This window comes from Pseudooceanicola batsensis HTCC2597 (assembly GCF_000152725.1).
Lineage (GTDB): Bacteria > Pseudomonadota > Alphaproteobacteria > Rhodobacterales > Rhodobacteraceae > Pseudooceanicola > Pseudooceanicola batsensis.
In genome coordinates, this window is record NZ_CH724131.1 from 480,088 (window position 1) to 499,492 (window position 19,405).

19 protein-coding genes and 1 tRNA gene are annotated in these 19,405 nt (G+C 67.7%); 11 read left to right on the forward strand and 9 right to left on the reverse strand.

Going from position 1 to position 19,405, the window contains the following annotated elements; translation table 11 throughout:
- On the forward strand, positions 1 to 1,215 hold the full coding sequence (locus tag OB2597_RS06415; protein ID WP_009804721.1) for an FAD-dependent monooxygenase: 1,215 nt from the start codon (positions 1 to 3) through the stop codon (positions 1,213 to 1,215).
- Here OB2597_RS06415 and xth read toward each other — a convergent pair.
- The gene (gene xth / locus OB2597_RS06420) at positions 1,182 to 1,964 is read right to left on the reverse strand and encodes an exodeoxyribonuclease III (protein WP_009804722.1); all 783 of its coding nucleotides are present in this window, start codon (positions 1,962 to 1,964) and stop codon (positions 1,182 to 1,184) included. The two genes, OB2597_RS06415 and xth, sit on opposite strands and share 34 nt — an antisense overlap.
- A gap of 431 nt (positions 1,965 to 2,395) precedes the next feature.
- Here xth and OB2597_RS06425 point away from each other — a divergent pair, with 431 nt between their 5' ends.
- From OB2597_RS06425 to OB2597_RS06435, 3 genes are read left to right on the forward strand one after another with little or no spacing between them, the layout of a single operon-like run.
- A complete protein-coding gene (locus OB2597_RS06425) occupies positions 2,396 to 3,106 on the forward strand; it encodes a DUF6749 family protein (protein WP_009804723.1) in 711 nt (236 codons plus the stop codon).
- 57 nt (positions 3,107 to 3,163) lie between these two features.
- A complete protein-coding gene (locus OB2597_RS06430) occupies positions 3,164 to 4,255 on the forward strand; it encodes a DUF6902 family protein (protein ID WP_009804724.1) in 1,092 nt (363 codons plus the stop codon).
- A complete protein-coding gene (locus tag OB2597_RS06435) occupies positions 4,252 to 5,172 on the forward strand; it encodes a DMT family transporter (RefSeq protein ID WP_009804725.1) in 921 nt (306 codons plus the stop codon). Before OB2597_RS06430 ends, OB2597_RS06435 begins: the two co-directional genes overlap by 4 nt.
- 58 nt (positions 5,173 to 5,230) lie before the next feature.
- Here OB2597_RS06435 and OB2597_RS06440 read toward each other — a convergent pair whose 3' ends face one another.
- Positions 5,231 to 5,554: a HesB/IscA family protein gene (locus OB2597_RS06440; RefSeq protein WP_009804726.1), complete on the reverse strand. Its 324-nt coding sequence runs from the start codon at positions 5,552 to 5,554 to the stop codon at positions 5,231 to 5,233.
- 136 nt (positions 5,555 to 5,690) lie between these two features.
- Between OB2597_RS06440 and OB2597_RS06445 the strand changes: the two genes are divergently transcribed.
- From OB2597_RS06445 to scpB, 6 genes are all read left to right on the forward strand, one after another.
- Positions 5,691 to 6,902, forward strand: a complete 1,212-nt coding sequence (locus tag OB2597_RS06445; protein WP_009804727.1) for a deoxyguanosinetriphosphate triphosphohydrolase — start codon at positions 5,691 to 5,693, stop codon at positions 6,900 to 6,902.
- Positions 6,903 to 7,230: 328 nt separating this feature from the next.
- The gene (argS, locus tag OB2597_RS06450; RefSeq protein ID WP_009804728.1) at positions 7,231 to 8,976 is read left to right on the forward strand and encodes an arginine--tRNA ligase; all 1,746 of its coding nucleotides are present in this window, start codon (positions 7,231 to 7,233) and stop codon (positions 8,974 to 8,976) included.
- Between the two features lie 72 nt (positions 8,977 to 9,048).
- On the forward strand, positions 9,049 to 10,008 hold the full coding sequence (locus tag OB2597_RS06455; RefSeq protein ID WP_009804729.1) for an SPOR domain-containing protein: 960 nt from the start codon (positions 9,049 to 9,051) through the stop codon (positions 10,006 to 10,008).
- Entirely contained in the window at positions 10,005 to 11,009 is a 1,005-nt protein-coding gene (nagZ, locus tag OB2597_RS06460; RefSeq protein WP_009804730.1) for a beta-N-acetylhexosaminidase, read from the forward strand. Before OB2597_RS06455 ends, nagZ begins: the two co-directional genes overlap by 4 nt.
- Positions 11,002 to 11,796 (forward strand): segregation and condensation protein A, encoded by a 795-nt coding sequence (locus OB2597_RS06465; protein ID WP_009804731.1) that lies wholly within the window; start codon positions 11,002 to 11,004, stop codon positions 11,794 to 11,796. Before nagZ ends, OB2597_RS06465 begins: the two co-directional genes overlap by 8 nt.
- Entirely contained in the window at positions 11,789 to 12,460 is a 672-nt protein-coding gene (scpB, locus tag OB2597_RS06470) for an SMC-Scp complex subunit ScpB (protein ID WP_009804732.1), read from the forward strand. The genes OB2597_RS06465 and scpB overlap by 8 nt, the downstream gene beginning before the upstream one ends.
- Positions 12,461 to 12,618: 158 nt before the next feature.
- On the opposite strand, the gene OB2597_RS06480 is transcribed toward scpB, so the two are convergent.
- Both OB2597_RS06480 and OB2597_RS06485 read right to left on the reverse strand, forming a co-directional pair.
- Positions 12,619 to 13,764 carry an MFS transporter gene (locus OB2597_RS06480; protein ID WP_009804734.1) on the reverse strand — a complete coding sequence of 382 codons (1,146 nt, stop codon included), beginning with the start codon at positions 13,762 to 13,764 and terminating at the stop codon, positions 12,619 to 12,621.
- Between the two features lie 44 nt (positions 13,765 to 13,808).
- Positions 13,809 to 14,885: a 2'-deoxycytidine 5'-triphosphate deaminase gene (locus OB2597_RS06485; RefSeq protein WP_009804735.1), complete on the reverse strand. Its 1,077-nt coding sequence runs from the start codon at positions 14,883 to 14,885 to the stop codon at positions 13,809 to 13,811.
- A 242-nt stretch (positions 14,886 to 15,127) separates the two neighbouring features.
- On the opposite strand from OB2597_RS06485, the gene OB2597_RS20885 reads away from it, so the two are divergent.
- On the forward strand, positions 15,128 to 15,895 hold the full coding sequence (locus OB2597_RS20885; protein ID WP_009804736.1) for a SpoIIAA family protein: 768 nt from the start codon (positions 15,128 to 15,130) through the stop codon (positions 15,893 to 15,895).
- Between the two features lie 171 nt (positions 15,896 to 16,066).
- Here the strand turns inward: OB2597_RS20885 and OB2597_RS06495 are convergent.
- From OB2597_RS06495 to plsX, 5 genes are all read right to left on the reverse strand, one after another.
- Positions 16,067 to 16,143 (reverse strand) — tRNA-Pro (locus OB2597_RS06495).
- A 70-nt stretch (positions 16,144 to 16,213) separates the two neighbouring features.
- Positions 16,214 to 16,837 carry a MerR family transcriptional regulator gene (locus OB2597_RS22480; RefSeq protein ID WP_009804737.1) on the reverse strand — a complete coding sequence of 208 codons (624 nt, stop codon included), beginning with the start codon at positions 16,835 to 16,837 and terminating at the stop codon, positions 16,214 to 16,216.
- A gap of 14 nt (positions 16,838 to 16,851) precedes the next feature.
- Positions 16,852 to 17,154: an integration host factor subunit alpha gene (ihfA, locus tag OB2597_RS06505; protein WP_009804738.1), complete on the reverse strand. Its 303-nt coding sequence runs from the start codon at positions 17,152 to 17,154 to the stop codon at positions 16,852 to 16,854.
- 138 nt (positions 17,155 to 17,292) lie between these two features.
- Positions 17,293 to 18,267, reverse strand: a complete 975-nt coding sequence (locus OB2597_RS06510) for a beta-ketoacyl-ACP synthase III (RefSeq protein WP_009804739.1) — start codon at positions 18,265 to 18,267, stop codon at positions 17,293 to 17,295.
- The gene (plsX, locus tag OB2597_RS06515) at positions 18,264 to 19,394 is read right to left on the reverse strand and encodes a phosphate acyltransferase PlsX (protein WP_009804740.1); all 1,131 of its coding nucleotides are present in this window, start codon (positions 19,392 to 19,394) and stop codon (positions 18,264 to 18,266) included. Before plsX ends, OB2597_RS06510 begins: the two co-directional genes overlap by 4 nt.
- Positions 19,395 to 19,405: the final 11 nt, after the last annotated feature.

Genomic DNA, 19,405 nt, shown 5'->3' on the forward strand with positions numbered 1-19,405 from the left:
ATGAGTATCAGGAACAGGCATGTCGTCATCGTCGGCGCCGGGATCGGAGGCCTGACGGCCGCGCGCGCCCTTGCGCTGCGGGGCGCCCGTGTGAGCGTTCTGGAACAGGCGTCCGAGATCGCCGAGGTCGGCGCCGGCATCCAGATCAGTCCCAACGGCCTGGCTGTCCTGCGTGCGCTCGGCCTCGAGGGGGCCGTCCGCGCCACCGGAGCGCCCGAGGCGCAGGCCGTGGTCCTGCGGGATCGCCGGGGCCGGAGGCTGGCGCGGTTCCCCTTGGCGGGGTTGGAACGCCCGGGGGATTACCTTTTCCTGCACCGCGCCGACCTGATCGAGGTGCTGGCGCAGGGCGCGCGCGCGGCCGGGGCCGAGCTGCATCTCGGCCATCAAGTGGACCGCGTGGCGCCGGGCCTGCGGCCGGTTGTCCATGCGGCGCGGGGGGGCGCGACCGAGGTGGATATCGTCGTCGGAGCGGACGGTCTCCATTCCGTCGTGGCCGAGTCGATCGGGCGCCGGGACACGCCGTTCTTTACCGGGCAGGTGGCCTGGCGCGCCGTTGTGGCCGGCGACGAGGGGCCGCCCGAGGTCGAGCTACACATGGGCCCCGGCCGGCATATCGTCACCTATCCGCTGCGTGATCACCGCCTTCGCAACATCGTCGCGGTCGAGGAACGCCGCGACTGGACGCAGGAAAGTTGGTCGCGACGGGACAGCGCCGCCGCCGTCCAGGGCGCCTTTTCCCGGATGGGTCCACGCCCGCGCGCCCTGCTGGACCGGATCGAGACGGTCCATGTCTGGGGCCTGTTCCGGCGCCGCGTCGCGACCGACTGGCATGGCGGCAACACGGTGCTGATGGGCGATGCCGTCCACCCGACGCTGCCCTTCCTCGCCCAGGGCGCCTGCATGGCGATCGAGGATGCCTGGGTTCTGGCAGAGGCGCTGGACGCGACCGACGATACGCGCGCGGCGTTCGAAACCTACCAGCGGGCCCGGCACGCCCGGGTGGTCCGCACCGTCGATGCGGCGACCGGCAACGCTTGGAAATACCACCTGCGCGGCCCCCTCGCGACGGGGGCGCAGCTGGGGATCCGCCTTCTGGGCGCTACGGCGCCGCGATCCGTGATCCGCGGTTTCTCGTGGCTGTACGACCACGATGTCACGGGCGGGGCGCGGCTGGCTCCGGTTCAGACGGCGAGGTCGACCCAGACCGGCACGTGATCCGAGGGTTTCTCGCGGCCCCGCAACTCTTTCTCGATGCCTGCGTCCTGCATCAGGTCGGCGCATTGCGGTGTCATCAGGATGTGGTCGATCCGGATGCCGTTGTTCCGCTGCCACGCGCCGGCCTGGTAATCCCAGAAGGAATAATGGCCGGGGGCCGGGTGGCGCGTGCGGAACGCCTCGGTGAAGCCCAGGTTCAGCACCCGCCGATAGGCGTCGCGGCTGTCGAGCCTGAAAAGCGCGTCGTCGCGCCAGGCATCGGGCCTGGCAACGTCCTCGGGCTGGGGAATGATGTTGTAATCCCCCGCCATCAGCGCCGGTTCCTCCTGCGCGATCAACTGCCTGGCCCGTTCGCGCAGACGCTCCATCCACGCCAGCTTGTAGTCGTATTTCGGCCCCGGCGCGGGGTTGCCGTTGGGCAGGTAGAGCCCGCAGACGCGCAGGGCCGCATGCTCGCCGACGACCGTCGCCTCGATCCAGCGCGCATGGTCGTCCGCATCGTCGCCGGGCAGGCCCCGGGTCACGTCCTCGAGCGGCAGCTTTGAAAGAATCGCCACACCGTTGAAGCTCTTCTGCCCATGGGTTTCGACGTTGTAGCCGCGGTCCTCGAAGATCTCGCGGGGGAAGTTCTCGTCCACCGACCTGATCTCCTGCAACAGCACGACATCCGGCCCGGCCTCGTCCAGCCAGGTGGTCAGCGCCGCGTGGCGTGCCTTGATGCCGTTGATGTTGAACGTGGCGATGCGCATGGCCGTGTCTCCCTCTGTCCGGGCCTTTCTGGAGGATCCGCCAGGGCGGGGCAAGCGGCGCGAAATAGCGTCTTCCCTGTGCGAGTCGGCGTCATCTCGCCGCCGCGGCTGCTCCAAGTTGAGTCATGCAAGACGGATGATTCGCGCATCGCAGACCCCTTAAGATGACGTCATAGGCCGCTGCCAGGCATTCACGTGTTCGAATTTACGAAAAATTTGCCCGTCCCCCGTTTCAATCGTTTCAGGCGCTTAGCGCGAATCACTTCGCGTGCCATAAATCGGGACACACGTATAGGTTGTTTTTTTACTTTGCAGAAACCGTTCAGAGGGCAATCCTCGGGGCATCAACCACCAACTGGGAGACCCTGAAGATGTCTGCAATCCACAAAAGCTTTGTTCAGCAAGCAACTGCAAAACTTGAAGAAAAAACCATGTTCGACGGCGACGCGACCGAGATGTTCGCCTCGGGTTCGGCCCCGGTTTCGACCCGCATGACGGCTGGCGACGCGGTCGAGATGTTCGCCTCCGGTTCCGCCCCGGCCACGGCCGTCAGGGCCCTCTCGGGCGACGCTGTGGAACTGTTCGCCTCGGGGTCCGCGCCGACTGCCCGCACGGATGTCAAGGGGGGAGATTCGGTTGAAATGTTCGCCTCGGGCTCGGCTCCGACCGCAACCCGCGCCTCGGACGGTGACGCCGTCGAGATGTTCGCCTCCGGCTCGGCGCCGAACGCCACAAAGATGAGCAGCGGCGACGCGGTCGAAGCCTTCGCCTCGGGTTCCGCTCCGGTGACTTCGGAAATCGCCTCTGGCGACGCGGTCGAAGCCTTCGCCTCCGGTTCCGCCCCGGTGACTTCGGAGATCGCCACGGGCGACGCGGTCGAAGCCTTCGCCTCCGGTTCCGCTCCGGTGACGTCGGAAACCGCCGCGGGTGACGCAGTCGAAGCCTTCGCCTCCGGTTCCGCTCCGGTGACCTCGGAGATCGCCACGGGCGACGCGGTTCAGTCCTTCGCTTCCGGTTCCGCTCCGGTGACTTCGGAAACCGCCGCGGGTGACGCGGTCGAGGCCTTCGCCTCCGGTTCCGCTCCGGTGACCTCGGAGATCGCCACGGGCGACGCGGTTCAGTCCTTCGCCTCGGGCAGCTGATCCAGACGGACTACGGGACGGGGCGGGTCAGGCCCCGGTGATCAAAGGAGCAATATCATGTCCAATGTCATCCACCTTGCCTTCCCCTCCCGCAGCGAACAGCGGGCCGCGAGATACGCGGCCCTGCTGGACACCTTCGCCAACCACCGCCGCGATACCGACGATGTGTTCTGGCTTAAGGAAAACGCCGAAATCCTCAACATCCTGGAATGCACAGGCCAGGACGTGGCGCCCGAGGCGCTGTCCGTCTACCGGGGCTTCTACGACACGATCGAGGAGCGGCTGGAATTCTTTCCGCAGTACTACCGGTTCCTCCTGTCCATCTGCCTCGACCTCGAGACGCTCGGTCTGGGGGGCGGCAAGGGCCGCGCCCTCGCGCAATGGGTGGCCGACCAGGGCCTGATCGAGGCCGAGCTGTCGGACCTGCAGCGCGGCGAGGCGACGCGCCTTATGACGCGCGTTGGCGTCAGTCATGGCCAGGATGTGACGCTTATCAACGACAGGTTGAGTAGGTTTGTATCACGACCGACCACTTTTTCGGTTCCCAACAAGAAGGCGGCCTATGAGCTGACGCACATCGCATTTTACCTTTCCGAATATGGCCGTCGCGATCCCGACCTGGGCTCCGAAGCCGAGCAGAGCCTTAAATTCACCGGCACGCTGGCATTTTTGGATTGCAATTGGGACCTTCTTGCGGAAGTTTTGGTGGCAATGCGTTACTGCGGCCTAACCCCTCCGGCCGAGTGGCAGGATGCTATCGCCCATGTTGCGGCCGCTTTTGCCGTCGCGGAAGGAGACGACGCCGTGCGGCAGGATGACTATCACGCGTACCTGGTCTGCAACTGGGCGTTGAGCACATCCGGCGGCGCTCCGTTCCAGGCGCGCCTGACGCCAGGCCCGGTGAGCTTCCATTCGCAGCATGATCATCCCGCCCCGCTTCGCGAACTGTCCGAGGTGATCTACGGGCTGAACACGCGCCGGTCGTCCGACTGGCAGCTGATGCGCGACTATGTCTGCGAAAACGTCAGCCCCGACAGCGCCGACATCCTGATCCGCGCCGAGGCCGCCTGCGACTGTTTCGGAGATTTCTTTGCCGGTTTCGCCCGCACGGGCATGCGCTCCGGCCGGGCGGAGGCGGCGCGCGCATGAAGGCAGCCTCGTTCACGGCCCTGACCGGCACCGCACTGGTCCTGATCTACACCGCGCTGATCTCGTCGGCCGACGGGATCACCAAGCTGCTGGCGGGCGGCTACGCGGCGCCGCAGCTCTATGCCGTCTCCGGCGGGCTGGTGGCCCTGTTCTGCGTCATCGCCAACCGGATCAGCCCCGCACCCGGAGGCCTGCGGACCACGCAGCCCCGGGCCATGGCGGTGCGCGCCGTCGCCACGGTCGTCGCCGGGGCCGCCTTTTTCTACGCTTTCCGGCTGCTGCCCTTCGCCGAGGTCTTCATCTTCATCGGTCTGATGCCGCTTGTCGCCGGCCTGATGTCCGGCCCGATCCTGCGCGAACGCGTGGCGCCGCGCGTCTGGATCGCCCTCGCAGCCGGCTTCGTCGGCGTCCTGTGCCTCTTCCCCGAGGGCCTCACCGCCGTCACGCTGGGCCACGCCGTGGCCTTTCTCGCCTGCATTTCCGGCACGCTGTCGATGGTCATGGCCCGCTATGTCGGCCGTCGCGAGGCGAATTCGCTCGCGCTGGTCTTCTATCCGAACCTGCTGAACATGATCGTGATGGCCATCGCCCTGCCGTTCGTCTTCCGGCCCATGCCGCTCGGCGACCTCGGCCTGGCCGTCGCCTATGCCGGGCTGCTCTTCGGCGCCCGCTGGCTGCTGGTCGTGGCGCTGCGCCTTCTGCCCGCCTATACCGCGACGCCGCTCATGAACCTCCAGTTCGTCTGGATGGTGATCATCGGCGCCGCGTTCTTCGGAGAGGTCCCGGGCGCGCACATCTTCCTCGGCGCGGCCGTCGTCGTGGCCTCGGGGTCATACCTTGTCTACGAGCAATTCGCGGCGCAGCGCGTCCGGCGCGCGCCGCCGATGGCCCGGAGCGTCATGCCGCCCGCGGAATAGCGCCCGTTCGCGCGACAGGACCGGGGTCGGCCAGGGTCGGCCGGGGCCGCGGCAAGTGTCAGATCGAGAAGGAGGTGCCGCAGCCGCAGGAGCTCGTGGCGTTCGGATTCTCGATCACGAAGCGCGCACCGATCAGTTCGTCCGCGAAATCGATCGTCGCGCCTGCCAGGAAGGGCAGGGAGACGTCGTCGACCACCACCCGCTCGCCATTGCCCTCGAGCACGAGGTCGCCGTCGGAGGGGTCGTCCAGCTTGATGTCGTACTGAAACCCCGAGCAGCCGCCCCCCTCGACGGCCACGCGCAGGGCCTGTCCCTGGGCGCCGGCGCCGATTTCGGACAGACGTTCGAAGGCGCGGTCGGTCACTTTGGGCGGGATCTGCATGGCGATACCTCATTGATGGGGCAAATCGGACGGTTTGCCTGACACTTGCCTGCAATATATGCAGGGTCACATCAGGGGACAAGGATCGCCGGCGCAGCACGCCGGGACCACCGGGACACAGTAAGAAGGAGGCGCCATGCTCGCGCCCTATGCCTCGCATCCGGGGGCGTCGCGCGGGCGGCGCTATGCCGAAGAGGAAAGCACGTTCCGCTCGTGTTATCAGCGTGACCGCGACCGGATCATCCATGCCTCGGCCTTCCGCAGGCTCAAGCACAAGACCCAGGTCTTCATCGAGCACGAGGGCGACTATTTCCGCACCCGCCTGACCCATTCGGTCGAGGTGGCGCAGGTCGCGCGCACCATTGCCGGCGCGCTCGGGCTCAACCCCGAACTGACCGAGGCCGTGGCGCTGGCCCATGACCTCGGCCATCCACCCTTCGGCCATACTGGCGAGGATGCGCTGGCCGAGTTGATGGAGCCCTACGGCGGGTTCGACCACAACGCCCAGGCGATCCGCATCGTCACCAGCCTGGAGCGCACCTATGCCGAATGGGACGGGCTGAACCTGACCTGGGACTGCCTCGAAGGCATCGCCAAGCACAACGGGCCGGTGACGGGCGAGATTCCCTATGCGCTCGCCGAGTACAACGCGCTTCACGATCTCGAACTGCACACTCATGCCTCGGCCGAGGCGCAGGTCGCCGCGCTCTCCGACGATATCGCCTACAACAACCACGATCTGCACGACGGGCTGCGGGCCGAACTCTTCTCGACCGAGCAGCTCGCGGAACTGCCCATTCTGGATCGCTGCTTCGACGCTGTGGACGCGCGCTACCCGGGCCTCAACCTCTACCGCCGCCGGCACGAGGCGCTGCGCCGGTTCTTCGGCGTGCTGGTCGAGGACGTGATCGCGGTGACCCGCGAGAACCTGTCGGCGGTCGGCCCCGCCTCGGTCACCGACGTGCGCGAGGCCGGCCGGATGATGGCGCGCTTCTCGCCCGGGGTCTGGGCGGATCTCAAGGCGATCCGCGAATTCCTCTTCCACCGCATGTACCGGGCGCCGGAGGTGGTCGAGACGCGGGCAAAGGTGACCCGCATCGTCCGCGAACTCTTTCCTCTGTTCATGCAGACGCCGGACGTGCTGCCCAAGCAGTGGCGCAAGGATGTCGAGGCGGTCCGTGGCGACGAGACGGCGCTGGCCCGGATCGTCTGCGACTACATCTCGGGGATGACCGACCGTTTCGCCATCGTCGAACACGCCCGTCTGACCGGCACCGAGCCGGAACCGGGGCTGCGCGCCTCCGGCCCCGGTCACATCCGTTACGAGGAGCGGATCCGGAACGGGTGATCCGCTCGGGCGCGCGCTGCGAGCGCCATCGTGTCATCCCCGGCCCCGACCGGGGATCTCCCGCCACCCGCACCTTCGGCATCCCCGGCCCCGACCGGGGATCTCCTGCCACCCCGCACCACCGTCATCCCCCGGCGGCGACCCGAGGACCTTTCACCATCCCGCACCGCCCGTCGGGCCGTCATCCCCGGGGTCGTGCCCTAGGATCACGGCCGAGCGCGGGGCCGGCCGCCGGTCCCGACCTGACGCAACGCACGCGCCCGGGCTCCGCCCCGTTGACGCGCCACGCCGCCATGATAAACCCGCGCGAGATGAAAGGACCGGCCCGATGAACCTATTCGCCGATATCCGCGCCACCGTGCTCGACAGTCTCGCCGCCATGCAGCAGGAGGGGGACCTGCCCGGAGGCCTCGACTTTGCCAATGTCACGGTCGAGCCGCCCCGCGATCCCGGTCATGGCGACATGGCCACCAATGCCGCCATGGTCCTGGCCAAGCCCGCCGGCCTCAAGCCCCGCGACATCGCCGAGGCGCTGGCCGACCGGCTCGCCGCAGACGACAGGATCACCAGCGCCGAAGTGGCGGGGCCGGGGTTTCTGAACCTCCGCCTCGATCCGGCGGTCTGGGCCGACATCGTCCGGACAGTCCTGCAAAGCGGTCCGCAGTACGGCCGTTCCGCCATGGGCAGGGGCCTGAAGGTGAACGTCGAATACGTCTCGGCCAATCCCACCGGCCCGCTCCATGTCGGCCATACGCGCGGCGCGGTCTTCGGCGACGCGCTTGCCAGCCTGCTCGACTACGCGGGCTATGAGGTCACGCGCGAATACTACATCAACGACGGCGGCGCGCAGGTCGACGTGCTGGCCCGCTCGGTCTACCTCCGCTATCTCGAGGCCCATGGCCACGAGGTCACCTTCGAAGGCGGCACCTATCCCGGCGACTACCTGATCTCGGTCGGCGAGGCGCTGAAATCCAAGGTCGGCGACGCCTACGTGGACCAGCCCGAAGAGGTCTGGCTCGACGACGTGCGCGAAATGGCCACCGAGGCGATGATGGAGCTGATCCGCGTCGATCTCGGCCTGCTCGGCGTGCAGATGGACCATTTCTTTTCGGAGAAGGCGCTCTACGGCACCGGCCGGATCGAGGCCGCCATCGACAGCCTTTCGGACAAGGGTCTGATCTACCAGGGCACGCTCGAGCCGCCCAAGGGCAAGGTCCCCGAGGACTGGGAGCCGCGCGAGCAGACCCTCTTCCGCTCGACCGAACACGGCGACGACGTGGACCGCCCGATCAGGAAGTCGGACGGCAGCTGGACCTATTTCGCCCCCGACATCGCCTATCACTACGACAAGATCAGCCGCGGCTACGACCTGTTGATCGACGTCTTCGGCGCGGATCACGGCGGCTATGTCAAGCGGATGAAGGCGGCGGTCAGCGCTCTGTCGGACGGCCGGGTGCCGGTCGACATCAAACTCTGTCAGCTGGTCAAGCTCTTCAAGGACGGCGAGCCGTTCAAGATGTCCAAGCGGGCAGGGACCTTCATCACCCTCCGCGACGTGGTCGAGGAGGTCGGGCCGGACGTGACTCGCTTTGTCATGCTGACCCGCAAGAACGACGCGCCGCTGGATTTCGATTTCGACAAGGTGCTGGAACAGTCGCGTGAGAACCCGGTGTTCTACGTGCAGTATGCGCATGCCCGGATCGCCTCGGTCCTGCGCAAGGCGGGCGAGGCGGGGATCGCCCATGACGACGCGACGCTCGCCGCTGCCGATCTCTCGGGTATGACGGACGAAGCAGAACAGTCGGTCGCGAAGAAGCTGACGGAATGGCCGCGCCTGGTCGAGATCGCCGCCCGCACGAACGAACCGCACCGCGTCGCCTTCTATCTCTACGAGCTTGCGGGCGATCTCCATACCCTGTGGAACCGCGGCAACGACAAGCCCGAACTGCGCTTCCTGCACGAGGGCGACGCCGCTCTGAGCCAGTCGAAACTGGCCCTTGCCCGTGCCGTAGCCGTTGTCATTTCCGCTGGTCTTGCTATCCTTGGCGTGACCCCCGCGGAAGAGTTGCGCTAAAGCACCGCCGCGACCGGGGACGAGCAGTCAACGGAAACCGACGCGCGGCAACGCGCGCGGGAGCGAGGCGAAATGGCAGAGATTCAGGTGGAGTCCGGGCAGGAAGACCCCTCCCTTTCCATGGCGACGCTGATCAACCTGACCGGCGGGCTGGTGTCGATCGCATTGCTGGTCGGCGTGGGCGTCTGGGGCTACCGGACCCTCATGCGCGACGTCTCCGATGTGCCGGTGGTCCGGGCCGCGGCCGATCCCATGCGGATCGCGCCGGAGGATCCGGGCGGCACCCTGGCCGGCAATGTCGGTCTGGCGGTGAACAAGGTCGCGGCCGAGGGGCTGGCGGAAAAGCCGGCGGACCGCCTGATCCTGGCGCCCGCGCCGGTGCGGCTGGAATTCGAGGATGAGTCCCCCAAGCGCATCGCCGCCCGCCGCGAGGCCGAGGCCGAGGCGGCGGCCGCCGAAGCGCGGGCCGAGGCTGAACGGGCCGACCCGATCGCGGCCCTGACCGCGCGGGTCCTGAAGGACGCCGCGCCGCTGTCGGGCGAGACCGTCGAGCCGGTGACCACCGACGACACGATCGCCCGCGCCCTGCTCAAGGCCGAGCAGGCGGCAGAGGCGACCGAGACCAAGGCGGCGTTGCTGATGGACGGCACCGGCGGCCCGAACCTGACCCTGCGTCCCAGGATGCGCCCGGTGGTCCTGGCCACCACCGCGCCCCAGGCCCCGATCGCCGCGCCGGCGCCGTTGCAGCCCGCGGTCGATGTGGATCCCGCCTCGATCCCTGCGGGCACCCGGCTGGTGCAACTGGGCGCCTATGACAGCGTCGAGACGGCGCGCAAGGAATGGGACCGGTTCAACAGCCGGTTCCGCGACTACATGGACGACAAGCAGCGCGTGATCCAGAAGGCCAGCAGCGGCGGCCGCACCTTCTATCGCCTGCGGGTGATGAATTTCGCCGACCTCTCGGCCACGCGCCATTTCTGCGCCGCGCTGGTGGCCGAAAACGCCGACTGCATCCCGGTCGTCGCGAAATGACCTTCGGCGCCACGATCCTCGACGCCGAGGGCACCCGCCTGACCGAGGACGAAACGGCGTTCTTTCGCGAGGCCGACCCCTTCGGCTTCATCCTCTTCGCGCGCAACATCGCGGATGCGGATCAGTTGATGACGCTCTGCGACCAGATGCGCGAGGCGGTCGGCCGCGACGCCCCCATCCTGATCGACCAGGAGGGCGGCCGGGTGCAGCGCCTGCGTCCGCCGCTCGCGCGGGAGTGGGAGCCGCCGCTCGATTTCTCGCGCAGGGCGGGCGCCGCCGCGACCGAGGCGATGTACCTGCGCTATCTCATCACCGCACTGGAACTGCGCAGCTACGGGATCGACGTGAACTGCGCGCCGATGGTCGACGTTCCGCGCCCTGAAACTCACGATTTCCTGACCGACCGCTGCTACGGCACCACTCCGGCCGAGGCGGCGGGGCTGGGCCGGGCGGTGGCCATGGGGCTCCAGGCGGGCGGCGTGCTGCCGGTGGTCAAGCACGTCCCCGGCCACGGCCTGGCCACGGCCGACAGCCACCATGACCTGCCGGTGGTCACGGCCCCCCGCGAGACGCTCGATGCCGTGGACTTCGCGCCGTTCAAGGTGCTGAACGACCTGCCGATGGCGATGACCGCCCATGTGGTCTACGAGGCGATCGACGAGCGTCCCGCGACACTCTCGCCCCGTGCGGTGCAGGTCATCCGCAACGACATCGGATTCGACGGGCTGCTGATGACCGACGACATCTCGATGAAGGCGCTGGAGGGGTCGTATTCCGACATCACCCGCGGCTCGCTCGCGGCGGGCTGCGATGTCGTGCTGCTGTGCAACGCGACCCTGGCCGAACGAGCCGCGGTGGCCGACGCCGCCGGGCGCATGTCCTCGGCCGCGCAGGAGCGCGCGGACCGGGCGCTGGCCCTGCGCGATCAGGCAGCGGAGGTTGACATTCAGGCCGTCGAAGAGAAGCTTGAGGCTCTCTTGCACGGTCGGGACGATGGCTGAGGACGAGCACCGCGACGCATCTCTGAGCGTGAACGAACGCCTCGCCGCCGAGGCGCTCGTGGTGGATGTCGACGGATTCGAGGGCCCGCTCGACCTGCTGCTGAACCTTGCGCGGACCCAGAAGGTCGACCTGCTCAGGATCTCGGTTCTTCAGCTGGCTCGGCAGTACCTGTTCTTCGTCGAGAAGGCCAAGGAACTGCGGATCGAACTGGCCGCGGATTACCTGGTCATGGCGGCCTGGCTCGCCTTTCTCAAGAGCCGCCTGCTGCTGCCCCCCGACCCGGAGGAAGAGGGCCCCTCGGGCGAGGATCTGGCCGCGCACCTCGCCTTTCAGCTCGAGCGGCTGTCCGCGATGCGGGATGTGGCCGCGCGGCTGATGGCCCGCGACCGGCTGGGGCGCGATTTCTTTCCGCGCGGCATCCCCGAGGGGGTGGAACGCGTGCGCCGGGTGGAGTATTCGGCCAACCTGCTCGACCTCATGCAGGCCTACGCGCGGATCCGCACCCGCGACGAATTTCGCCCCTACGTGATGGATCGCGACAACGTCTTTACCATGGAACAGGCCCTGGATCGGATGCGCCACATGATCGGCTTTGCCGGAAGCTGGACCGACATCATGTCCTACATGCCGCAAGGCTGGGAAAGCGACCCGGTCCGGCGCCGCTCGGCCACGGCCGCGACCTTCGCCGCCGCGCTGGAACTGGTCAAGGAAGGCCATGCCGAGCTGCGCCAATCCGAAACCTTCGCCCCGATCCAGCTGCGCCAGCGGACGAAACCGGATGACTGACCAGACGCCCCCGCCCGGAACCCCGGCCAACGATTCCCTGTTCGAGACGCCCCCCATGGCCGAGCAGGAGCGCATGGTCGAGGCGATTCTCTTTGCCTCGGCCGAACCGGTGACGATCGGCGACATGAATGCGCGGATGCCCCATGGCTGCAACGCACTCGAGGCGGTGCGACACCTTCAGGCGCGTTACGAGGGGCGTGGAATCCGGGTCGTGCAGGTGGGGGATCAATGGGCGATCCGCACGGCACCCGATCTCGGCCACCTGATGCAGAAGGAAACGGTCGAGACCCGCAAGCTGTCGCGCGCGGCCATCGAAACCCTGGCGATCATCGCCTATCATCAGCCCGTGACCCGCGCCGAGATCGAAGAGATCCGCGGCGTCTCGGTGTCGCGCGGAACGATCGATCTGCTGATCGAGATGGGCTGGATCCGTTTTGGCCGCCGCCGCATGACGCCGGGCCGCCCTGTGACCTTCGTGGTCACGGCGACGTTTCTCGACCATTTCGGGCTCGAGACGGCGCGCGATCTGCCGGGACTCAAGGAACTGCGCGAGGCCGGGCTGCTGGACAATCGTCCGCCGCCGGGGTTCGGCAATCTGGACGAGGACGGGGACGACGGCGAACACGACGCGGACGAGGGCCAGGACGACATGTTCGAGGAGTGACGAAGTGAATGCAGAGCGACTGATCCGGATGATCCTGCGCCGCGTGCTGTCTCGCGGCCTGAAGGCCGGCATGGGCCGTATGGCAAAAGGCGACGGGCAGGGGCCGCAGTCGAAACGGGCGCGTCAGACCGCGCGCCGCGCCCGCAAGGCCGCCCGGCTCATGCGGCGGAATGGTCGGCTCTAGGCGCGGTCAGGCTCTCCGCCACCGCCGCCGCCACACAGAGCGCCGACAGCAGGTTGCACAGAGCCAGCCCGCCGTATTCGTAGGCGGGCCGGAAGGCCAGCGCGCCACCCGTGACGGCAAGGTAGGTCACCGCCGAATTCAGCCCCAGCACCGCCCCGCGTTGCGACACGTCGAGCGAGGCCAGCCGCGAGACCACGAAGTTCAGGCCGAGGTGCTGAACGATCCCCCAGCACAGCGCGATGAGCGTCAGTGCCACGAAGATGCCGCCGAAGGCGAGCTGGGCGAGGTAGACCGCCGTGAGACCCGCAAAGGAGAGCGCCCCCGCCTGGCTCTGCGGCAGGCGGTCGACATACTTGTCGATCAGCGCCGCCAGCCCGAACCCGGTGCCGTAGAAGAGCGTGACCACGCCGGCCCAGTCGGGGCCGCGGCCGAGCGCGTCATGCACATGGGCGCCGATGAAGGCATAGGTGCCGTAGAACCCCAGCATGAGCGCGCCCGCCGCGAAGAGCCCGCGCCAGATGCCGGGCACGCGCAGGGCGGTCAGCGGCGAGGTCGGCCGCGCCGACGACAGGTCGACGGTCAGGTCGATCCGGTGCATCGCGATGAAAACACCAATGATTGCAACGGCAAGTACGGCGTAAACCGCACGCCATCCCGCGAACTCCGCCAGGAACCCGGACCCCGCGACCCCGGCCACCAGCGCCAGTGTCCAGCCCGAGAGAACAAGCCCCATGCTCCGCTTTTCCTGCCCCTTGGGGCCGAGCTGCGGCGCCAGCGCATAGATCGCCGGGATCGCCATGCCCGCGCCGATGCCGCCGACCCCCTGCGCCAGCGTGAGCGCCCATTTCGTCGGGGCGACGACCGAGGCGATCATCGAGGCCAGCACGATCAGCACCGCGTGATAGAGGGCCCGGTGCGCCCCGATGACATCGGCCCGCGGCGCGAGAAGGATCGCCGAAATCGCCGTGGTTACACCGTAAGCCGCCGCGGCCTGGACGATATCGGCCGGATCGCCGCCCAGATCGGCCGCGACCGCCCCGGTGATCGGAGCGAGAACCATGGAATTCGCCCCGACCACGGCAATGGCAGCGGTCAGCAGGGTAATGGGTGGCGACAACATATCGTTATTTTTCTGAGACTTGTAAGATGGACTTGAGAAACGGGTCAAGCGGACCTGAAATGCTTGGAAAGCTTCAGCCCCTGGCCCTGGTAGTTCGAGGAGAGCCCGTCGCCATAGAGCGTTTCCGGCTCGGCCATCATGCGTTCATAGACCAGCCGCCCGACGACCTGACCGTGTTCCAGCACGAAGGGCGCCTCGTGGCACCGCACCTCGAGGACGCCGCGCGATCCGGCCCCGCCCGCCGCGTCGTGGCCGAAACCCGGGTCGAAGAATCCCGCGTAATGCACCCGGAATTCCCCCACCATGGCGAGATAGGGCGCCATCTCTGCGGCATGATCCGGAGGGATGGTCACCGCCTCGCGGCTGACGAGAATGTAGAAGGCACCGGGATCGAGGATGATCCGGCTGTCGGTCGTTCGGACTTCGTCCCAGAAGTCGCCGATTTCGTAATGGTTTAGGCGGTCAAGATCGACCACTCCGGCATGTGGCTTCGCGCGATACCCGACGATGTCGTCTGCGCCGGACTTGAGATCGACGGAAAAGCCCAGCCCGTCCTCGATCACCGGTGTCCCGTCCACCAGCGGCGTTCTGAGGTGCAGCGCCCGCAACTGCGCATCCGTCAGACGCGCGCCCCCGGCGCGGAACCGGATCTGGTTCAGGCGCATGCCGGAACGGACGAGAACCGAGAAACTGCGCGGGCAGATCTCGGCATAGAGGGGACCGGAATAGCCCGGCGGGATGCGGTCGAATTCCTTGCCGCCGTCCACGATCGCGCGGGTCAGCAGGTCGAGGCGCCCGGTCGAGCTCTTGGCATTCGCCACCGCCTGCACCGCCCCGGGAAGCTTCAGGCTTTCCATCAACGGCACCACGTAGACGCACCCCTTTTCCAGCACCGCCCCCTCGGAGAGGTCAATGCGGTGCATCTCGAACTCGGCCAGCCGGTCGGCGACGGTGCGGTCCTCTCCGGCGAGGAACGAGGCCCGGACCCGATAGGCCGTGCTGCCGAGCCGCAGGTCGATGCTGGCCGGCTGGATCTGCTCTTCTGTGATGGTTTCGTCGGCGGCAATCTCGCCCCGGTCGATCATGTTGCGAAGGTGCTGGCTGGGAATGATGCCGGTCATGGTTTCTCCTGCGCGGTCGCGGGGACGTTACGCTGCGAATCCGGCAAAGGGAAGGCGGGGCAGGGCCTCGGGACCGTCCGTCTTTCACGGGTTGCGGACAGGCAGAGCCATCGGCGCGGCGCCCCCCGGCGATGCCTGGCGTCTGACCGGAAACCGCCGCTGCCGCGTTGACCTGCGGCGCGCGGACCCCATCTAAGTCGCGGGGCCTTATTCCCGGGCCCCGTCGCTCAAAGGGGGGCAGGATGATCTCGCTCGATACCGCGCAACCGCCATTGTTCCGGGTCACTGTCTCGGGCGACGTCACGCGAGAGGAGGTCAGGGACTTCTACCGCCGGTTCAAGCCCGCGCTGGATGCCGCCGAACGTGTCGGGATATGTGTCGACATGACCGGTTTCACGGATATCTCCGGCGGCGCCATGCTCGAGGACATCGTCGAGGAGCTCGGTCTGCTCGACGACCTCCGCAAGATGCCGCGCGCTGCCGTCGTGACCGGAAACCGCACGCTGGCCGGCGCGGTCCGCTACCTCAATCCGGTCGTTCCGCGCATCGAGATGCGCAGCTTCCTGCCCGGCGAGGCCGCCGAGGCCGAGGCCTGGGCCCGCGATCTGCCCGCTGCCGCGCGTCGGCCCGGGCTGACCCGCATCGACAGCGGCCATGCCGACGTGCTGGCCTTCGAACTCGACGGCTACATGGACGAAGAGGACGTCGAGGTCATCCTGCGCCCCTTCCGCGAGCGGATCGATCGTGGCGGCAAGTTCAACGCGCTCGCCCGGCTGAAACATTTCGCTGGGTTCGATCCCGAGATCGTGTTCGACCGGGCGCTGCTCGGCATGAAGTGGGACGCGATCCGGACGCTGCACCGCTATGCCATCGTGACGGACCAGGCCTGGGTCCGGCCCTTCGCCGGCTTCGCCCGCATGGTTGGCGATGTCGACGTGAAGATATTCCCGATGGCCGAGGAAGAGGCCGCCTGGGACTGGGTGCGGGAACCGGTGCCGCAACCGCTCTGAGCGTGCGGGCCCCTGTTGGCCCCGCGTCAATCCGGGCCCGGCCCGAGCACGACGCGGCAAAAAAACGCTCCGGACGACCGGGAGAACCCGAGGTCGAGCCCGAGGTTGACGGCGCGCATGATGCGCCGAGCGGCCACGAGAGCCACCGTCGGAACCACCAATGTGATGAAATGGTCGGGCTAGCAGGACTTGAACCTGCGACCTTCCGTCCCCCAGACGGACGCGCTACCAGGCTGCGCTATAGCCCGACGGTCCGGCTTACATATCCGATCTGGCGCGGGGAACAAGGGGAAATCTGACCGATCCGCCGGATTCGATTCAGGCGCTCTGCCGCTCGAGCCAGTCGTGCAGGCGCTGCGCCAACTGGCGGACCTGCCGGGCGTCCTCCGGGGCCAGCGGGGTCTTGCGGCGCAGGGCAAGCGGCAGGGCCGTGTCCACCTTGGCAGCCGTGGCCGGCGCGGGGGCCATGGCGGTCACTGGCGCGCGCGGCGCAGCCGGCTCCGGCGCCCGGCCCCTGGTTTCCGGCGCGGGGGCGGGGGGCGCCGCCGGGGCCTCGGGCGCCTTTGCAGGGATGGCAGGCTCCGGCGCAGGGTCATGCGCCGCCTCGGGCCGGCCGACGCCCTTGGCCCGGCCGTCCATCGCGTCGCGCACCGCCGCCGTCACCGCATCGAGCGGCTGCGAGAGCGCGGCCACATGCGCCACCCCCTTCTCGCGCAGGAGCTTCTGCACGCCCTTGATGGTCATCCCGTCCTCGTGCAGCAGCTTCTTGATGCCGCCCAGCAATTCCATGTCCGAGGGACGGTAGTAGCGCCGGCCGCCGGCCCGTTTGACCGGTTTCACCTGCGTGAACTTGCTCTCCCAGAATCGCAGCACATGCGCCGGAGTGTCCAGCCACTCCGACACTTCGCTGATGGTCCGGAACGCATCTGCGGATTTGGCCATGACGGCGAAGGTCCTTATTTGCGGTTGCCGTCGGCCACGCGGTCTTTCATCAGGTGCGAGGGGCGGAAGGTCAGCACACGGCGCGGGCTGATCGGCACTTCTTCGCCGGTCTTCGGATTGCGGCCGACCCGGGCCGCCTTGTCCCGCACCGAGAAGGTCCCGAACGAGGAGATCTTGACCTGTTCGCCGCGCACCAGCGCGTCTGACATGTGGGTCAGCACGGATTCGACAAGCTGGGCTGAATCATTTCTCGACAGACCGACTTCGCGGAACACGGCCTCGCTCAGGTCCAGTCTCGTCAGAGTCGTTTCGCCCATGGCCAGTCCTCCCGCTCGCGCCAAACTGCCGACGCATATGTGCACTTGCTCGGGGCATCCTGCGCCGCGGAGTATTCCGAGTCAATATCAAGCACTTGAGCGGGAATGGTCACCGGTCTGTCCGGCGGGCGGCGCTGTCTACCAGCGCATCACCACGGCGCCCCAGGCCAAACCGCCGCCGATCGCCTCGGCGACCAGGAGGTCGCCGGACCGGATCTTGCCCTCGGTCACGCCGACCGACAGCGCCAGCGGAATCGAGGCGGCCGAGGTGTTGCCATGGTCCTGCACGGTCACGATGACCTTTTCCATGGGCAGGCCCATCTTCTTGGCCGTGCCCTGGATGATCCGGATGTTGGCCTGGTGCGGAACGATCCAGTCGACATCCGCGCCCGTCAGATGCGCCTTGGCCAGGGCCGCGTCGGCTGTCTCGGTCAGCTTGGCCACCGCCTGCCGGAAGAGCGGGTTGCCCTGCATCCGCAGCTTGCCCGCCGTCCCGGAGGTCGAGACGCCGCCGTCGACATAGAGCATGTCACGATATTTGCCGTCGGAATTGAGATCGACGGACAGGATGCCCCGGTCGTCGCTTTTCCCGGTGCCGGTCCGCGCCTCGAGCACCAGCGCGCCGGCACCGTCGCCGAAGAGTACGCAGGTGGCCCGGTCCTCCCAGTCCATGATGCGCGAGAAGGTCTCGGCCCCGATCACCAGCACCCGCTCGGCCTGGCCCGAGAGGATCATGCCGTTGGCATTGGCCAGCGCGAAGATGAACCCGGCGCAGACGGCCTGCACGTCGTAGGCGAAGCCCCGCGTCATGCCGAGCCCCTCCTGCACCATCGTGCCGACGGAGGGGAAGGTCAGATCGGGGGTCGAGGTCGCGACGATCACCGCGTCGATGTCGTCGGGTGCGAGCCTGGCCATCTGCAGCGCCTGTTCGGCCGCCCGGACCGCCATCTGGCTCGTCGTTTCGTCCTCGGCCGCAAAGTGCCGACGTTCGATCCCCGATCGCGTGCGGATCCATTCGTCCGTCGTGTCGAGGGTCTTTTCGAATTCGCTGTTGGGGACGACCCGTTCGGGCAGGTAATGCCCGATCCCGGTCGGAACGGCGCGCACAGTCATTCAGCCACCTTGGTTTCTTCTGTGGCATCCTGTTCCGGCAATCCCGCAGATGCAACCCGCGCCTTGATCTTGTTCGTCAAATCCTGCTGAGCGAGCTGGAAGGCCAGCTTGACCGCCGCCGCCACACCGGTCGCATCGGCCGACCCGTGAGATTTCACCACCGTGCCGTTCAGCCCGAGGAACACGCCGCCGTTGACGCGGCGCGGGTCGATCCGCTTCTGCAGGCGTTGCAGCGACGTCAGGGCCAGCAGCGCCGCGATGCGCGAAAGGGGCGAGAACTTGAACGCCTCCTTCAGCAGGTCGCCGATCAGCTTGGCCGTGCCCTCGCCGGTCTTGATCGCCACGTTGCCGGTGAAACCGTCGGTCACGATCACGTCGCAGGAATCGCCCGGAATGTCGCCGCCCTCGACGAAACCCACGAAATCGAAATGCGCCCCCGGGGCGGCGCGCTCGATCAGGTCATGCGCGGCCTTCAGCTCGGCCCGGCCCTTGTTTTCTTCGGTGCCGACGTTGAGCAGCCCGATGCGCGGACGCTCCAGACGCATGCCGTTGCGCGCGTAGGAGGCCCCCATCAGCGCGAATTGCAGCAGGTCCTCTTCGTCCGCGCGGACATCCGCGCCGACGTCCAGCATGACGTTGAACCCCGAGGGGTTGCGCGAGGGCCAGAGCACGGCGATGGCGGGACGGTTCACGCCGGGGATCTTGCGCAGCCGGATCATCGACAGCGCCATCAGCGCGCCGGTGTTGCCGCAGGACACCGCCACCTTGGCCTCGCCGTTGCGCACCGATTCCAGGGTGGACCACATCGAGGTGCCCTTGCCGTGGCGCATCACCTGGCTGGGCTTGTCGTCCATGCGGACGACGCCCTCGGCGTCGCGGATCTCGACCCGGCCGCGCAGCTGCCTGCGTTTCTGGACAAGACGCGTCAGCACGGCTTTCGGGCCGTGCAGGATGAAGCCGATCTCGGGGTTCTTCTTGGCAGAACGCGCGATCCCCGCCACAACGGCATTGGGGCCGCGGTCGCCCCCCATGGCATCCACGGAGATGACGATGCGGCCCTGTCCGACCGGAGTCGCGTCGGCTCCGGTCGAGGGTCCCGCTGGCGTCTGGCTGTGCGCGTCGCTCATGCGGGTCTGTC

Bases quoted from the DNA above. Each gene is read 5' to 3' on its own strand.
- OB2597_RS22480 (WP_009804737.1), bottom strand. From the start codon at position 16,837: ATGGCCAAATCCGCAGATGCGTTCCGGACCATCAGCGAAGTGTCGGAG.
- OB2597_RS06455 (WP_009804729.1), top strand. From the start codon at position 9,049: ATGGCAGAGATTCAGGTGGAGTCCGGGCAGGAAGACCCCTCCCTTTCC.
- OB2597_RS06435 (WP_009804725.1), top strand. From the start codon at position 4,252: ATGAAGGCAGCCTCGTTCACGGCCCTGACCGGCACCGCACTGGTCCTG.
- plsX (WP_009804740.1), bottom strand. From the start codon at position 19,394: ATGAGCGACGCGCACAGCCAGACGCCAGCGGGACCCTCGACCGGAGCC.
- xth (WP_009804722.1), bottom strand. From the start codon at position 1,964: ATGCGCATCGCCACGTTCAACATCAACGGCATCAAGGCACGCCACGCG.
- OB2597_RS06485 (WP_009804735.1), bottom strand. From the start codon at position 14,885: ATGACCGGCATCATTCCCAGCCAGCACCTTCGCAACATGATCGACCGG.
- OB2597_RS20885 (WP_009804736.1), top strand. From the start codon at position 15,128: ATGATCTCGCTCGATACCGCGCAACCGCCATTGTTCCGGGTCACTGTC.
- OB2597_RS06430 (WP_009804724.1), top strand. From the start codon at position 3,164: ATGTCCAATGTCATCCACCTTGCCTTCCCCTCCCGCAGCGAACAGCGG.
- OB2597_RS06425 (WP_009804723.1), top strand. From the start codon at position 2,396: ATGTTCGACGGCGACGCGACCGAGATGTTCGCCTCGGGTTCGGCCCCG.
- OB2597_RS06465 (WP_009804731.1), top strand. From the start codon at position 11,002: ATGGCTGAGGACGAGCACCGCGACGCATCTCTGAGCGTGAACGAACGC.
- argS (WP_009804728.1), top strand. From the start codon at position 7,231: ATGAACCTATTCGCCGATATCCGCGCCACCGTGCTCGACAGTCTCGCC.
- OB2597_RS06480 (WP_009804734.1), bottom strand. From the start codon at position 13,764: ATGTTGTCGCCACCCATTACCCTGCTGACCGCTGCCATTGCCGTGGTC.
- ihfA (WP_009804738.1), bottom strand. From the start codon at position 17,154: ATGGGCGAAACGACTCTGACGAGACTGGACCTGAGCGAGGCCGTGTTC.
- OB2597_RS06510 (WP_009804739.1), bottom strand. From the start codon at position 18,267: ATGACTGTGCGCGCCGTTCCGACCGGGATCGGGCATTACCTGCCCGAA.
- OB2597_RS06440 (WP_009804726.1), bottom strand. From the start codon at position 5,554: ATGCAGATCCCGCCCAAAGTGACCGACCGCGCCTTCGAACGTCTGTCC.
- OB2597_RS06445 (WP_009804727.1), top strand. From the start codon at position 5,691: ATGCTCGCGCCCTATGCCTCGCATCCGGGGGCGTCGCGCGGGCGGCGC.
- OB2597_RS06415 (WP_009804721.1), top strand. From the start codon at position 1: ATGAGTATCAGGAACAGGCATGTCGTCATCGTCGGCGCCGGGATCGGA.
- scpB (WP_009804732.1), top strand. From the start codon at position 11,789: ATGACTGACCAGACGCCCCCGCCCGGAACCCCGGCCAACGATTCCCTG.
- nagZ (WP_009804730.1), top strand. From the start codon at position 10,005: ATGACCTTCGGCGCCACGATCCTCGACGCCGAGGGCACCCGCCTGACC.